The sequence below is a fragment of the Paludibaculum fermentans genome (assembly GCF_015277775.1).
In the GTDB taxonomy this organism is placed as follows: Bacteria; Acidobacteriota; Terriglobia; order Bryobacterales; family Bryobacteraceae; genus Paludibaculum; species Paludibaculum fermentans.
In genome coordinates, this window is sequence record NZ_CP063849.1 from 4,885,322 (window position 1) to 4,899,629 (window position 14,308).

General features: G+C 62.3%; 14 protein-coding genes. 7 read left to right on the forward strand and 7 right to left on the reverse strand.

Going from position 1 to position 14,308, the window contains the following annotated elements; translation table 11 throughout:
• The first annotated feature begins 52 nt into the window (after window positions 1–52).
• Both IRI77_RS19115 and IRI77_RS19120 read left to right on the forward strand, forming a co-directional pair.
• Window positions 53–2,017, forward strand: a complete 1,965-nt coding sequence (locus tag IRI77_RS19115; RefSeq protein WP_194446639.1) for an IPT/TIG domain-containing protein — start codon at window positions 53–55, stop codon at window positions 2,015–2,017.
• Window positions 2,014–2,676, forward strand: a complete 663-nt coding sequence (locus IRI77_RS19120) for an SDR family oxidoreductase (protein ID WP_228486842.1) — start codon at window positions 2,014–2,016, stop codon at window positions 2,674–2,676. Before IRI77_RS19115 ends, IRI77_RS19120 begins: the two co-directional genes overlap by 4 nt.
• On the opposite strand, the gene IRI77_RS19125 is transcribed toward IRI77_RS19120, so the two are convergent.
• The 3 genes from IRI77_RS19125 to IRI77_RS19135 are packed head-to-tail and all read right to left on the reverse strand — an operon-like array spanning window position 2,648 to window position 4,231.
• Window positions 2,648–3,142, reverse strand: coding sequence for a Spy/CpxP family protein refolding chaperone (locus tag IRI77_RS19125; protein WP_194446640.1), 495 nt, complete (start codon window positions 3,140–3,142; stop codon window positions 2,648–2,650). The two genes, IRI77_RS19120 and IRI77_RS19125, sit on opposite strands and share 29 nt — an antisense overlap.
• A 3-nt stretch (window positions 3,143–3,145) precedes the next feature.
• Window positions 3,146–3,637, reverse strand: coding sequence for a hypothetical protein (locus IRI77_RS19130; protein ID WP_194446641.1), 492 nt, complete (start codon window positions 3,635–3,637; stop codon window positions 3,146–3,148).
• Window positions 3,638–3,655: 18 nt separating this feature from the next.
• Window positions 3,656–4,231 carry an RNA polymerase sigma factor gene (locus IRI77_RS19135; protein WP_194446642.1) on the reverse strand — a complete coding sequence of 192 codons (576 nt, stop codon included), beginning with the start codon at window positions 4,229–4,231 and terminating at the stop codon, window positions 3,656–3,658.
• A 130-nt stretch (window positions 4,232–4,361) separates the two neighbouring features.
• Here IRI77_RS19135 and IRI77_RS19140 point away from each other — a divergent pair, with 130 nt between their 5' ends.
• The gene (locus IRI77_RS19140; protein WP_194446643.1) at window positions 4,362–4,724 is read left to right on the forward strand and encodes a sulfite exporter TauE/SafE family protein; all 363 of its coding nucleotides are present in this window, start codon (window positions 4,362–4,364) and stop codon (window positions 4,722–4,724) included.
• A gap of 2 nt (window positions 4,725–4,726) precedes the next feature.
• Here the strand turns inward: IRI77_RS19140 and IRI77_RS19145 are convergent, their stop codons facing one another.
• The 4 genes from IRI77_RS19145 to IRI77_RS19160 form a co-directional block, all read right to left on the reverse strand.
• The gene (locus tag IRI77_RS19145) at window positions 4,727–5,215 is read right to left on the reverse strand and encodes a hypothetical protein (RefSeq protein ID WP_194446644.1); all 489 of its coding nucleotides are present in this window, start codon (window positions 5,213–5,215) and stop codon (window positions 4,727–4,729) included.
• Between the two features lie 69 nt (window positions 5,216–5,284).
• A complete protein-coding gene (locus IRI77_RS19150) occupies window positions 5,285–6,163 on the reverse strand; it encodes a glycosyltransferase family 2 protein (RefSeq protein ID WP_228486205.1) in 879 nt (292 codons plus the stop codon).
• 54 nt (window positions 6,164–6,217) lie between these two features.
• The gene (locus tag IRI77_RS19155) at window positions 6,218–6,859 is read right to left on the reverse strand and encodes a response regulator (protein ID WP_194446646.1); all 642 of its coding nucleotides are present in this window, start codon (window positions 6,857–6,859) and stop codon (window positions 6,218–6,220) included.
• Between the two features lie 24 nt (window positions 6,860–6,883).
• Complete coding sequence (locus IRI77_RS19160) at window positions 6,884–8,218, reverse strand: sensor histidine kinase (RefSeq protein ID WP_194446647.1); 1,335 nt, start codon at window positions 8,216–8,218, stop codon at window positions 6,884–6,886.
• Between the two features lie 228 nt (window positions 8,219–8,446).
• Between IRI77_RS19160 and IRI77_RS19165 the strand changes: the two genes are divergently transcribed.
• From IRI77_RS19165 to IRI77_RS19180, 4 genes are read left to right on the forward strand one after another with little or no spacing between them, the layout of a single operon-like run.
• On the forward strand, window positions 8,447–9,739 hold the full coding sequence (locus tag IRI77_RS19165; RefSeq protein ID WP_194446648.1) for a TolC family protein: 1,293 nt from the start codon (window positions 8,447–8,449) through the stop codon (window positions 9,737–9,739).
• A complete protein-coding gene (locus tag IRI77_RS19170; RefSeq protein ID WP_194446649.1) occupies window positions 9,736–10,881 on the forward strand; it encodes an efflux RND transporter periplasmic adaptor subunit in 1,146 nt (381 codons plus the stop codon). The genes IRI77_RS19165 and IRI77_RS19170 overlap by 4 nt, the downstream gene beginning before the upstream one ends.
• A gap of 13 nt (window positions 10,882–10,894) precedes the next feature.
• On the forward strand, window positions 10,895–14,002 hold the full coding sequence (locus tag IRI77_RS19175; protein WP_194446650.1) for an efflux RND transporter permease subunit: 3,108 nt from the start codon (window positions 10,895–10,897) through the stop codon (window positions 14,000–14,002).
• Window positions 13,999–14,298 carry a DUF190 domain-containing protein gene (locus IRI77_RS19180; protein ID WP_194446651.1) on the forward strand — a complete coding sequence of 100 codons (300 nt, stop codon included), beginning with the start codon at window positions 13,999–14,001 and terminating at the stop codon, window positions 14,296–14,298. Before IRI77_RS19175 ends, IRI77_RS19180 begins: the two co-directional genes overlap by 4 nt.
• Window positions 14,299–14,308 lie beyond the last annotated feature (10 nt).

Below are 14,308 nucleotides of genomic sequence, written 5' to 3' on the forward strand. Positions count from 1 at the left end.
TTTAACTGAACCGATTGGGGACATTCTGCTCAGCTGTTATGGCGGCGCTCCGATGGGCCTCATCAAGGGCTCGCTCCAGATTTCCGTGAGCCGGCGCATCTCGAATGCGATTGACGATTCGGGTTTCGTCCAGGGCGTTACGTTCGCCCTGCAGACGCCCGTCGGGTATACGAATCTGCCGGTTACGGTGCGCCCGCTGGATACTTCGATCCTGATCGAGAACTTCCAGTTCAATATGACGTCACAGGGTACGTTCCTCGTCAAAGTGAGCGGCATCCGGACGGAAGCCGGTGGAACCACGCAGGCCTATGTGCAGTGGCTCACCAATGAGCAGTTGCCCATCCCTTCGCCCATCACCACGGTGGGCACGTCGCAGACATCGCTCTATGCGACCACCCTGGCGGCCTCAGTATACGGCACCGGACCGCCGCTGCCGCAGTACCTGGACTTCGACAACATGATCGCCAGCGGCGCCGGCATGGCGACCACGCGTGTCACTGAAGGGTTTGGTTCGGCCTTTGTACGCCGGGTCACGGCGGACACGACAAACGGCATGCGCGTCATGATCCGCCTGGCGGGTGTACCCACCGGAGCGAAGATCGTCGCCCCCGACGCCATCGCCGGCAGCGACGCGGCCATCCCCACCTCCAGCGGCCAATTCGGCACCAATCCTACGGGCGGCCTGTACAATCCGCTCGCCGGCAACACGCTGCTGCTGGTGAGGGTGCGCGGGGCCCAACCCGACGGCAGCGGCGGGTTCGTCGTGTGGACGCCCAGCACCGGCCCGCAGGCCCTGTTTGGCGTGGGAGAGATCGACTACCAGGGTTCGTCTCCCTATGTCGTGTATGAAGTGCTGGACGCCAGTTCCACCACGCTGGAATCGGCGCAGATCCCGCTCTGGCTGTTCCTGCCCACCGATCAGTTCGTCACCGAAGGCGTGGTCACCCAGACGGTGAGCCTGGGACCGCTCTCCACCCTCACGGGCTCGGTCGCGGGGGCGCCCATTCCGCGCTACAAAGCCGCCACCGTCACCAACGACTGCCAGTTGCTGGGCGACTGCAACGCGAACTACTTCCCCAAGATGGAGATCACGCCCACCCGCTCGCCCGAGGACTTCAGCGCGCCCTCCGGCTCTGCCGCGCAATCGGGTTACGTTTTGGTCCACAACATCGGCGGCGGCCTGTTGCAATGGCGGGTCCTGACCCGATACGTCAACGGTGCGGGCTGGTTGACCGTCGCCAACCCCAGCGGCGCCAACAACGCCACGGTGCGCTTCGACGTCCTGCCGAAGTCTCTGCCCGAGGGGCTGTATGAAGCTGACCTGGTCTTCCAGAACGTCAATCCCTACTCCGGCAGCGTGGAAGAGCAGTTCGTTCACGTCAAGCTGACCGTCACGGCTCCGCTGCCCGAACAGCCTCCGCCCGCTCCGGCCCCCACCATCACCAACGTCGTGACGCCGGGCTCCCGCTGGGGCATGCCGTTCGCCCCAGGCGCGCTCGTTGTCCTGCTCGGCACCAACTTCACAGACCAGACCACGGTGACGATGCGGGGCCGTCCGGCCTCCATTGTCCTGGTCTCCGCAACGGAACTCACAGTGCAGGTCCCGGTGGACCTGACACCGGGCCCGGCTCCGGTGGTCGCCACCAACTCCGGCAGCGCCAGCGTGGCCTATGGCGTCGACATCGTGGCCATCTCGCCCGACCTGCTGTTCATTCTCAACAGCGATGACGAGACGAACAGCGCCGACCGGCCCGCCGAAACAGGCAAGACGCTGCAACTCTTCATCACTGGTTTGGCCAGTGCTATTCATCCGGTGAAAGTGCGAATTCACGACCGCTGGATGGACGCAACACCGGAACCCACGCTGCAATTGGGGGTTGATCTCCTGAAAGTGACCATCCCGGCGGATCTGCCCACCATGCAATCCGACACCATGGTCTGCGCCCAAGTCTCGGAAACCTTGGACGGGGTTTGTAGTGTGGCGAGGAACATCTGGTTGAAGGAGACCGCCCAATAGTCCTTGTCACCGGCGGTACCGGCTATCTCGGGCGTGCGCTCTGCGAAGTATTGCTTGCTCGGGGCGCGTCAGTCCGAGTGCTGGTACGGCCGGGTGGCGAGCCGCGCGCTCCGCGAGGGGCGGTTCTCCATTTGGGCGACGCCCTGAACCCTGACAGCGTGACTGTAGCGGCCCAAGGCTGTGACACGCTGGTCCATCTGGTAGGCACGCCGCATCCGGCATCGTGGAAACAGGCGGAGTTTGAGAGGGTGGACCGCACTTCTCTCTTTGCCAGCGTGGACGCCGCCCGGCGGGCTGGCATCCGCCACTTCGTTTATGTGAGCGTGGCTCATCCCGCGCCCGCCATGCAGGGCTATATCGCCATCCGCACGCAGTGTGAACAGCGCATCCTGGAAGCCGGGCTGAACGCCACCATCCTGCGTCCCTGGTACGTCCTGGGGGCTGGCCATCGCTGGCCCTTGATCCTGGTGCCCTTCTACTGGCTGGCTGAGCGTCTGGGGCCCACGCGGGCCGCCGCGCTTCGGTTGGGTTTGGTCACTCACGCGCAAATGCTGTTGGCGCTGCGATGGGCAGTGGAAACGCCTCACGCAGAGGCAGGCCCGAGGATTGTGGACGTGGCTGGAATCCGGGCTATTGCTGCGGCGGGTGCTGAGGCATAGGCTGGCGGCCGCCGCCCGGGCCGTTCTGACGAGGCCCATTCTGGTTCCGCTTCTGCAGTTCCCGCATTAGATTGCCCGGCTGCATGTTCGGCCGGCGGCGCATCAGCTCGTGGTATTGGTCAGGCGTGAGGATGGCACGCAACCGCAGGCTCATCTGGGAGAAGCTGCGAGTGATGTCGCCGCGGGCGGCGATCAGGCGCTCAATCGCCTCGTTGCCGCGCCGCTGGTCAAAGTTGTCTTCGTTGAAGATATCCTGCAGTTCGACTTCGGCCTTCTCGACGGAGGCCCGTTGATCGATCATCTTCGTACGGTACTCTTTCACGATGTCGCGGATCTGCCGGTTCTGGTCGTCAGTCAGATTGAGATCCTTGGCCACCGGCGAATCCCACCACGGATAGAAACCGCGGGGCATCTGCGCCAGCAGGGGTAGCCCCAGGCAAAACACCAGTAAAATCAACCGCAGCATAATCTACTGCGCCTCAACCGCGGCCGGCGCCGCATTGCTGTCAAACAGACCTTGCAGGGGATCGGCCGCGCGCGGCGTCTCCTGATTCACCACACTCGCGATCTCGTTGAAAAACTGGGCGTCAGACACCGCTGAAGCGGTCTGGACCGGGATCACGGGCGGCTTCGCCTGATGCATCGCCACACCGGCGAAAATCATCAGCGCCGTCGCGGTGGCCGGGATCATCCGCCAGAGCAAGGGGCGCCGCGGGCGCTCGATCCGTGCCCAGACGGCCTGGCGTTGTGCGCGCAGCCGCTCCTCCAGACCCTCGCTGGATGCCGGCGCGTCCTCCACAACGGAACGGCGGCGAGCCTGTACGGCCTGCCAATGGTCACTGCAGTCCCTGCATTCGGTCAGATGGGCCGGAGAGCGTCCCTCCGCCGGATCCAAGCCGTACAACCGGCTGATGAGATCGCTTTCCGTCCAGTGGGGCGAGTTGTATTTGTCCGAGTTCATAATCCTCACTCCCATTCCCTACTTCCTGCGGCCCTCATAGAGATCCTGAAGCTCCAGCCTGAGTTTCGCCAGCGCCCGGGCCATGTGCGCCTTCACTGTCCCTACGTCCAGGTCAAGAATCTCCGCTATCTCGTCGAGGCCTCTATCTTCATAGTGCCGCAAGGTGAAGACGGCCCGCTGCCGGTCAGACAGGTTACCGAGAGCGGTCTGCAATCGAACCCCTATTTCCCCGGCAAACATCTGAGCCTCGGCATCGGGCGACGCCGAGGAGGCCATATTAAGAATCAGCTCTTCGTCTTCCTGCTTCGGGCGTTTCCGCCAGAACTGCCAGCGCCTGGACCTCAACTTATCCAGGCAGGTGTTCACCGCAATCCGTGTCAGCCACTTGGCCGAATCGTCGATGGGAACTTCCTGTTTCTGCAGCGCTTTATATGCCTTGAAGAAGACATCCTGAGTGGCCGAATCCGCCTCATCCGCCTCGCCCAGCATGCGCTGGCACAGCAGGAATACCCGGCGTTGCTCGGACAGCATCCATCCGGCAAAGTCGGAGCCTGCTTCCGCGGCACCAGCCGAGGCGACGAGTTGGTCTGCCATCGTGCCCATCCTAACCCGAATGACGCGGGTTTCCGCCGGAAGGTTTACATCTTCAACGAATTCCGCCAGTTTCGTCCACATCGCCCCGGGAATGGTCCAGGGCAGCCTGGTTTTGCTAGACTCCTGATCGATGAACTACTTGCTGCTTTTGGCCATTGGGCTGGTAGCCGGGGTCCTGGGCGGGATGTTCGGCATTGGCGGGGGCCTGGTGATCATCCCAGGCCTGATCTTTCTGTTGAAAATGGAGCAGTTCGACGCGCTTGGCACGTGCCTGGCAGCGCTCATTCCGCCAGTAGGCTTCCTGGGCGCCTACGAGTATCACCGCATGGGCCACATGAACATGAAGTATGCCGCGCTGATCGCGCTCGGGCTCTTCATCGGGTTCTACTTCGGAGCGCGCATTACGCTGGGCCTGCCACCGGTGGTTGCCCGCCGCGGTTATGCCGTCTTCCTCGTCCTGGTTGCTGCCCAGATGTTATTGACGGATAAGTAGTTCTACGCGGTTCGCGCTTCTTTTGACTTCAACAGCCGCGAATTCTGCGAACGTTCGTCACCGGAGATCGACCGCGTACTGAAGATCGAGCACTGTTTGGCCAGGCTCTTCATGTCGCTGCCCTCCTCGACCACCATCTCGTGCTCCACCCAGTTTGAGAGCGGGATATTGCGGAAGAACAGCCGCTCCTGCAGCACCAGCGCCTTGCGGTTGACGAACATCGACTTGTTCTCACGCATGTAGTGGCGCTCTTCCACCCGGAAGTCGGCCAGGAACTGGTCGAAGGCTTTGCGCATGGTGGACTCTTCCGCCGTTTTCACCTTTTCTTCAATCAGCTTTTCCTGATTCTTAATCACCGCGCGGGCCTCGGCAAGGCTCTCCCGTTCCTTCGAGACGGCTACCTCGAGCTTGGCCTGCATGATGTAGAAGCTCAACAGCGCGCTTCCAGCGGCAATGAAGAGCGGAAGTAGGATCCAAAGCATGGCGGTCATAGTGACTCTCTTGCAATGTATCGGACGGGCCGCGCCAAGGCTTTATAGCCGCAATCTAAGTTATTTGCCTTACTGTGTCGGGTCGAGCTTGGCGCCGGAGAGAATGGAGAAGGCCAGGCCCACCTTCAATGACCCCAGTGCCGAGAAGAAGCACTTCAGTTTGAATGAGATGCCCGCGCCAAAACCCAGATGCTTGGAGATAAAGGCGGCGGCTCCGGAGACCCGGTCGGCGGTGTAGAGATCAGCATCCATCGCAATCTCAGTGAACGGATTCAGCACGACGAAGGTCTGTTCGGAAACCAGAATCTGCTTCCCGGCATTCCTGATCTGCCAGCAGACTTCCAACAGGCTCCAGTGCTCCGAAAACCGTTTCTCGTCCAGGTAGTTCATTCCAGCCAGGAATGACTTGCGGACCATCATCGCCTCTTCGTCAACCGCTTCGGCCAGGCCGCTCTGGGGCGCCACTCGCGGCAGGGGCACTCCGCGCAGGCTGGCCTCCGCCAAGGCTTCCGGAGACGGCAACCGGAACGAGTTCGGCACGACCGCGCCGGAAGCGTCCTGGATCTGTGGCGCACTGGCGGTCACAGCGTCGCTGGCTTCGAGGACGGCGGCCAGCGTACTGACCGTATCCGGCTGCACTTCGACGTGCGGATCCAGAAAGAAAATCAGGTCCGATTGTGCGGTCCGCATCCCAATGTTGCGTGCCCGCGACCGCCCGAAATTGCGAGGCAAACGCAGCATCTGAATGCCGGGAAAGTCCGCATCCACCCGTGGACAGCCATCCCGGCTGCCGGCATCGACGACGAGAACTTCAATCGCTGCACGATCTTGCGATGCATCCAGCGCGGTCAGGCAACGGCGCAGGGCTGCCTCGCATTCGTAAGCAACGATCACGACGGAGACTCTCGGCCGGGCGGGCGCTTCTTGCTGTGGAACTTCCTGGGACACCAGTGGAGATCATAGCGCAAGCGGGGGTCTCAACGGACCACCGCGGGCGTCAAACTAGTCGATCAGCCCCTTGCGAACAGCGAACCGCACCAGTTCGCCCGTGGAATGAAGGTTCAACTTCTCCATGATGCGGCCGCGGTGCGCGTCCACGGTGTAGACACTCAACTTGAGATCCGAAGCGATTTCCTTGTTCGTCTTTCCTTCGGCAATCAACTGGAGCACTTCCCGCTCCCGCGAGGTGAGCAGGTCAATCGGATCCGTGACATGTTGCCGGTAGTCGGTGAGCACCGCGTCGGCAATGGCCGGAGACAGGTAGCCTTCCCCGCGAGCGATCGCCCGCACAGCCGCCAGCAGATCGGCATCGATCGCGTCTTTGAGGAGATAGCCACGCGCGCCGGCCCGCAGGATCTCCCTGACATAAACAGCATCCTTGTGCATGGATAAAGCCAAGACCCGAGTCCTGGGGGAGCTTTCCATCAGACGCCGGGTCGCTTCGATCCCGTTCAGTTCCGGCATGGCTACATCCATGACGACGACGTCCGGCGAAAGGGTGGTCGCGCGCTCAATAGCCTCCCGGCCGTTGGAAGCCTCGCCGACGATCTCCATGTCCGCCTGGGACTCCAGGATGCGGCGAAAGCCTTGCCTGACAACGCTGTGGTCGTCGGCCAGCAGAATACTGATTTTTTTCGAACTCATAGGTGCACGCTGAAGCGCCGCCCGCTATTCCAGCCGCTCAGCGAACGGGAAGCTGGCCAGAATGGCGACGCCCTGGTTGGGCGCGGTGTCCACCTTCAATTCTCCCCCAGCGCTGCGTGCCCGCGCTCGCATTCCGACCAAGCCCAATCCGCGGCGATTCTGTTCCTCTTCCGGAACCACGCCGCGGCCGTTGTCCGCAATCCGCAGTTCAATCTGACCGCCGGGATTTGCGAGCGAGACCTCCACCTTGGTCGCCTTGGAGTGCCGGGCCACGTTGGTCAGGGCCTCCTGGGCGATTCGGAAGATGTGAGTCTCCGTCTCATCCGCGACACGTCCGTCGAACGTCGACGTATACTCCACGTTGATGCCGGTGCGCTGCTGGAACCGGTCGCACAGCCAGCGCAGGCCCGCATCCAGCCCGAAATCGTCCAGGATCGTCGGTCGCAGCAACTGCGAGAGCTCGCGGACGTTGACGATTGCGGCATCGACAAGATGCAGACAGTCGTCGACCTGCGCCCGGCCTCCGTTCGCATGATCCAGAATTGTGACAAGGTTCGCTTTCACCGCCGTAAGCGACTGCCCCAATTCGTCGTGAAGCTCATGCGAGAAGCGCCTGGCGGTGGTCTCCTGTTTCTCCAGCAGGTTCCACGACACGCGGCTCAACTCACCGGTCTGCCACTCCAACTGCCGGATCAGACTGACCGTCAGCTTGACGGTGTACACAGCGCAACCCAAGGCAAGCAAAAGGCCGGCCCCCAGGAGGATAGACGACTCCCGCAGCAACCTCTCAGAGATCCCTTCCAGCTGCTGCTTCAGCTCAACCGAACGTCTCGACTGAACCTCGACCAACTTATCCACCAGCGCCAGCACATTCTGATGGGCCGACATCATCTGGCGCAGCGGCCGCGCTTTGCCCGATTCGTCACTGAGAATGCCACGCGCTTCGGTGGAGTAGTGCGTGACCGCTTTGTAAAGGTCCTGCCACAGTGCCTGGGCGGGCTCGTCGGCCGCATCGGCGGCAATGCTCTCGATATCGCGGTCAGAGGCTTCTAACTGGCTCAGCAGCTGTTGGCGGTCCAGGTTTTCCGGTTGCTTGGCAAAGCCCGCGAAGATGGCATTGATCGCCCGCTGCTCCCGCAGCACGGCATCCAGAAGATCCTGGATGCGAACCTGCTCTTCCAGAAGCTCCGCCGTTGTCGACCGTATGTTGCTGATACTGCGGACACCCAACAGGCCCGCCGCCAGCAGCAGGAGGATCACCAGGGCAAATCCGGCGAGCACGACCCGGCTGATGGCCTTCTGGGTGACTGGCCGCACGAGGGCAGACGAAATGTTGCCCGGCTCCGCTGCGCGCACCACGGTTGTAGTTGCCCCCTCACTGTTTAGGATGCGCGATTCCGCGCTGGGGATATATCCCCCTTGTGGGCTATATCTCACCACGGATCGACGGGGCACGTCGAATCACGCTTAGATGCAGTTCGGGCCGGCGTGTTACCTATATCTTCCGATCACGCTTGGATTTGGAGCAAAATATCCCGAGACTTCGGGATAGGAGTCGGTATGGCTGTCACGGGATACTGGAGAAAAGTGAAAGCAACCATAGGCATTGTGTGCTGCAGCGCCTTTCTGGGTTTGACCGCGCTGGCACAGGGACAGGCTCTTCCTGCGCCCGGCCAGCCGGCGCCAGCGGCGCTAACCATTGATCAGGCAGTCGACGAGGCCCTGCGTAACAACCTGGACCTCATGGCCGAGAAGCAGAACGTACCCGTCGCCAAGGCCCGCGAGATCACCGCGGCCCTTCGCCCGAATCCAACGCTGATCTTCAATTGGGACTATCTCGACTGGCTGCGGCGCGGACTGACTCCGCAGAACAGCGCCGGGCCATCGGAGTTCTCCCCGCAATTCAACTACACGTGGGAGCGAGGCGGCAAGCGCGAGCGCCGGATCGACCTCGCCACGGCAGTCACGTCTGTGGCCGAACTTCGCCTGCTCGACACCATGCGGCAGTTGGGCCTGGCCGTCCGACTGGCCTGCGTCGATTTCCTTCTGGCGCGTGAGAACGTCGACCTGGCGCAACAGAATCTCAAAGTTTTCAATGACATAGTGCGCGTGAACGAAGCCAAGGTCAACGCTGGAGACCTGGCCGGCGTGGAACTCATCCGGACGCGCGTCGCCCAGCAGCAACTGCAAAACGCCGTCGCCCAGGCGAACCTCAAGCTACAGACCGCTCGCAACACCATCCAACAGCTGCTGGGCCGCAACTCCAAGATGGCCGACTTTGAAGTCACCGGCTCTCTCCGCAGCGACGACATGGTCATGGTGCTGGAAGAGATGAAGAAGCAGGCGCTGGCTCAACGGCCCGACCTTATGGCGACACGCAAGGACACCGACAGGGCCAAAGCGGACGCCAACCTGCAGCAGGCCATAGGCAAGCCCGATGTCACCACCGGACTGCTGTACCACAACCAATATGGCTACTCGAACGGCCGCACGTTCGGAGTCATGGTGAGCATGCCCCTGCCGGTGTACGACCGCAACCAGGGCGAAATCGCCAGGGCCCAACGGGAAATGACGCAGACGCAGTACCGCGCGAAGGCCTTGGAGAACGCCATCTCCACGGAAGTGGAAAACTCCTGGCAGCAGTACAGCACCGCCAAGGGACTGCTCGATCGCATCCGCGGCGAGTTGCTGAACCAGGCCAGACAGGTTCGCGACATCACGGAGTTTAGCTATCGCCGGGGCGAAGCCTCGCTGCTGGAGTTCCTCGATGCGGAGCGAACCTATAACGACACAATGCAGAGCTACAACGACGCAAGGGCGGACTACACACGCAGTCTATTCCTCATCGACGCTGTGACCGGGAAGTCGGTAAATCCATGAGAATCATCGCAGTCATATTGATGGCCGGCGCATTGGCCGCCTGCTCCAGGAAGCAGGAAGAAGCCCAGGCCGCGGCGCCGCCGCCCCAGACCAGACCAGGTGAAGTGACCCTGCCCGCGGACTCCCCCAAGCTGAGGCAGATCAAAGTCGAAGCTGTCCAGACGGCCCAGATCCCGATCGACGAGGTGGATGCACCCGGCAAGCTGGAGGTCAACCCGAATCGTGTCTCGAGGGTCGTCACCCCGGTAGCAGGCCGCATTACCCAGGTCTTCGTGAAGTTGGGGGATGCCGTGAAGGAAGGCCAACCCGTCGCCACCATCGAAAGCCCCGACGCCGACGTCGCCATCTCCGCCTACCTCCAGGCGGACTCAAGCCTCGGCCAGATGAAAGCGAACCTCCTGAAGGCGCAGTCCGACTTTGAGCGCAACCGGGACCTACTGGAACACCAGGCGGTCGCCCGCAAGGAACTCATGAATGCCGAGAATGCCCTGGCGCAAGCCAAGGCGCAGGTGGAGCAGGCTGTGGCTGCCCGCGAGCAGGCCCTGCGCCGCCTGGGACTCCTGGGCCTGAAGGCCGGCGAATTCGGGCAGAAGATCACGCTGCGCGCCCCCGTCTCCGGCAAGGTGCTGGAAATGAATGTCGTGCAAGGCGAATTCCGCAACGATACGAATCAGGCCCTGCTGACCGTGGCCGACCTCAGTACCGTCTGGGTGGCCTCGGATGTCCCGGAAACGGCGATTCGTTTCATCAAGCTCGGCGAGATGCTGGATATCGAGCTGAGTGCGTATCCCAACGAGCACTTCCGGGCCGGAGTGCGCCGCATCGCCGATAGCGTGGACCCGACTACGCGCACAGTGAAGGTCCGCGCGGAACTGCAGAATCCGTCCGGCCGCCTGCTGCCTGAGATGTTTGGCCGAGTCCGCCATGTGGAGACCATGTCCTCCATGGCGGCGATTCCCGCGCCCGCCATTCTGCAGGGCCAGAGCGGAAGTTATGTCTATCGGGAAACGGCACCGGGACGCTTCATGCAGACTCCAATCCAGACCGGCAACCGGGCCGGTGACCTCGTCGGCGTATCCACGGGCCTCAAGGTTGGCGACCGCATTGTCACTGACGGTGTGATGCTGCTCAAGGGCAACTAGAGGAGACGTCACATTGATTGCAAAACTTCTCCGTTTCGCCTTGAAGCAACGCTTCATCACCCTCATTTTGGGTCTTATCCTGGTGGCCGCCGGCATCTGGGCCTACCAACAGCTCAAGATCGAAGCTTACCCGGATATCTCCGACACCCAGGTGGTAGTCATCTCCCTCTATCCCGGCCGCGCGGCCGAGGAAGTGGAACAACAGGTCACGGTTCCCCTGGAGCGCGCGCTCAACAGCGTGCCCAATGTCATTGCCCGGCGGTCCCGCACCATCTTCGGCCTGTCTGTGGTCGAACTTACCTTCGCCTATGGCGTGAACGACTACTTCGCACGCCAGGTCGTGCTCGAAAAGCTGCGCGACGCCAATCTTCCGCCCAACGTGTCGCCCTCGCTCGGCCCCCTCTCCACACCCATCGGTGAACTCTACCGCTACACGCTGGAAGGTACCGGCTACAACGCGATGCAACTGCGCGAACTTCAGGATTGGGTGATTACACCCCGCTTCCTGCAGGTTCAGGGTGTGGCCGACGTCACTCCTTTCGGCGGGCTGATTCGGCAGTATCAGGTCGAAATCGATCCCTTGGCCCTCGCCAAGTACGGCCTCACCGTCGCCCAGGTGGCGCAGGCCATCGACGCCAACAACCAGAACGCCGGTGGTGCGCTTCTCGACAACCACCAGCAGGCCATGGTGATTCGCGGAGTGGGCCAGGTGAAGGCGCTGTCCGACGTCGAGAGTATCGTGGTCAGCGCGTCGAAAGGCGTGCCGATCTTCATCCGCGACGTGGGCCATGTGAAGTTTGGCGCTCCTTTGCCCACCGGCATCTTCGGCGTCAATGAAAAGACCAACGGCGTGGAAGGCATCGTCCTCATGCGCCGCGGTGAGAATCCCAGCGACGTGCTGAAGGGGATCGGTGATGCCGTGGAAGAGCTGAACTCCACACGCCTGCCGCAGGGCGTCACCGTCAAGCCCATTTACGACCGCACGGATCTCGTCAACAACACCCTGGGCACCGTCACCCATACGCTGCTCGAAGGGTTGGTCATCGTCGTCGCCGTACTGTTCCTATTCCTGGGCAGTGTCCGTGCGGCTCTTCTGACCGCCATCACCATCCCGCTGTCGCTGCTCTTCGCGTTTCTCTGCATGCAGTTCTCCGGCATCCCCGCCAACCTGCTGTCCCTCGGTGCACTCGACTTCGGCATCATCGTCGACGGCACGCTGGTCATGGTGGAGCACGTTGTCCACATGCTGGGCGAACGCAAGCGGGCCGGACTACTGGGAGAGCGGGATGGCGTTGTCGGCGCCATTCGCGACGCGGCCCTGGAGATGGAGCGGCCCATCTTCTTCTCGCTGCTCATCATCATCGCCGCCTACATTCCGCTATTCACGCTGGAGCGCGTCGAGCGCCGCCTGTTCACGCCCATGGCGTTCACCATCTGCTACGCCCTGTTCGGCTCCATGCTGATTGCACTGACGCTCATCCCGGTGCTGGCTACCTACCTGTTCAAAAACGGAGCGAAGGACTGGGAGAACCCGGTGCTCCACTGGCTGGGCAAGCTCTACCGCCGGGCCCTGGAAACCACGATGGCCCGCCCCAAGGCCACTGTCGGCCTTTCGGTCCTTGTGGTGGTGGCTGCCTTTGTCCTTTCCCTGGCCCTGGGCTCGGAATTCCTGCCACAACTGGACGAAGGCGTCATCTGGGTCCGCGCGACGCTGGCGCCCGGCATCTCCATCGACAAATCGGCCCAAGTGGCCAGCCAACTGCGCGGAATCCTCCGCAGCTTCCCCGAGGTCAAGATGGCCAGCTCGCAAAGCGGGCGCAACGACTCGGGCACTGACCCCTACGGCGCAAACCGCAACGAAATCTTCGTCGCCCTGCAGCCCTACGAATCCTGGACCACCGGACGCAACAAGGCCACGCTCATCGACGCCATGTCGCAGCGCCTGCGCAACGAGGTACCGGGTGCATCCTTCAGCTTCACGCAGCCCATCATCGACAACGTGACCGAGGCCGTCACCGGCTCAGCCGCCGACCTCGCGGTCATCTTCACCGGTACCGACCTGGCCGAACTTCGCATGCTCGCCGGCGAGACCCTTGAGGTGATCCGGAAAGTGCCAGGTGCGGCCGATTCCGCAATTGAGCAGGAAGAAGACCAGCCGCAGTTGCGGATTCAGATCGACCGCCAGGCCGTGGCCCGCTACGGCATCAATGTCCGCGACATCCAGGACATGATCGAGATGGCCATCGGAGGCCGCGCCGTCAGCACCGTGTTTGAAGGTGAACGCGTCTTTGACGTGACCGTCCGTTTCATTCCGGAGGCGCGCAAGGACGCGCATGTCATCGGCGAGATCCTCATACCGACCCGCGATGGCGGGCGCGTACCGCTCGCCCAGTTGGCGCGCATCGACGTGGTCAACGGCGCCAGTATTATCGCCCGCCGCGAGAACCGCCGCCAGATTACGGTCCGCACCAACATTCGCGGCCGCGACCAGGGCAGCTTCGTGGCCGACGCGCAGACTCGCTTCAGTAAGGCGATTCATCTGCCCCCGGGCTACGACGTCGACTGGGGCGGCCAGTTCGAAAATCTCACCCGCGCCAAGCGCAGGCTGACGTTCATCATGCCGGTCACGGTGGCCGTGATCTTCGCCCTGCTGTTCTGGACCTTCGGATCTCCGGTCTATGCCGGACTGGTCCTGATGAATGTACCCTTCTCGCTGGTGGGCGGCATCATCTTTCTGTATATGCGCGGCATCAACCTCAGCGTCTCCAGCGCCGTCGGCTTCATCAGCCTATTCGGCGTGGCGGTGATGAGCGGCGTGCTCGTGGTTGCTGAGATCAACCGCCGGCGCCGGTCCGATCCTGAGCTTGGTGTGCGCGATGCTGTCGTCCAGGGCGCCCTCGCACAGATGCGCCCCGTACTCATGATGATCGTGGTAGCCTTGCTGGGCATGGTCCCAGCCGCCCGCGCCACAGGCATCGGTAGTGATATACAAAGGCCGTTGGCCACGGTTGTTGTGGGCGGTTTGCTGTCTACCCTGTTGCTCACGTTGCTGGCCCTGCCCAGCCTGTATCTACTCGTGTCGGGATCCGACAAACCCAAGGAAGTCGTGGAGGCTGAATGAAGCTAATGGTTATCTTCCTCGCGGAGACCGAGACGCACGGCGACATCCCGCTGTACGAGGCGCTGGTGCGCAAGCTCAACCAGAAAGGCGTCCAGGGCGCCAGTGTGATGCGCGGCGTGATGGGCTTCGGCAAAGACCATCACGTTCACCGCGGCCGTCTCTTCGGTGTCTCCGACGACCGGCCGGTCATGATCGTCGCCGCCGATTCGGAAGAAAACCTGCGCAACGTCGTGCCCAGCCTCCGCAAACTGGCACCCTCGGCGCCCATCCTCCTGATGGACGCCGAGCAACTCTAGCGGGTCCGGC

What these genes read in the sequence shown, in the direction of transcription:
- IRI77_RS19115 (WP_194446639.1), top strand. Translation starts at nt 53, where the DNA reads ATGGGCCTCATCAAGGGCTCGCTCCAGATTTCCGTGAGCCGGCGCATC.
- IRI77_RS19125 (WP_194446640.1), bottom strand. Translation starts at nt 3,142, where the DNA reads ATGCTGCGGTTGATTTTACTGGTGTTTTGCCTGGGGCTACCCCTGCTG.
- IRI77_RS19130 (WP_194446641.1), bottom strand. Translation starts at nt 3,637, where the DNA reads ATGAACTCGGACAAATACAACTCGCCCCACTGGACGGAAAGCGATCTC.
- IRI77_RS19135 (WP_194446642.1), bottom strand. Translation starts at nt 4,231, where the DNA reads ATGGCAGACCAACTCGTCGCCTCGGCTGGTGCCGCGGAAGCAGGCTCC.
- IRI77_RS19140 (WP_194446643.1), top strand. Translation starts at nt 4,362, where the DNA reads ATGAACTACTTGCTGCTTTTGGCCATTGGGCTGGTAGCCGGGGTCCTG.
- IRI77_RS19145 (WP_194446644.1), bottom strand. Translation starts at nt 5,215, where the DNA reads ATGACCGCCATGCTTTGGATCCTACTTCCGCTCTTCATTGCCGCTGGA.
- IRI77_RS19155 (WP_194446646.1), bottom strand. Translation starts at nt 6,859, where the DNA reads ATGAGTTCGAAAAAAATCAGTATTCTGCTGGCCGACGACCACAGCGTT.
- IRI77_RS19170 (WP_194446649.1), top strand. Translation starts at nt 9,736, where the DNA reads ATGAGAATCATCGCAGTCATATTGATGGCCGGCGCATTGGCCGCCTGC.
- IRI77_RS19180 (WP_194446651.1), top strand. Translation starts at nt 13,999, where the DNA reads ATGAAGCTAATGGTTATCTTCCTCGCGGAGACCGAGACGCACGGCGAC.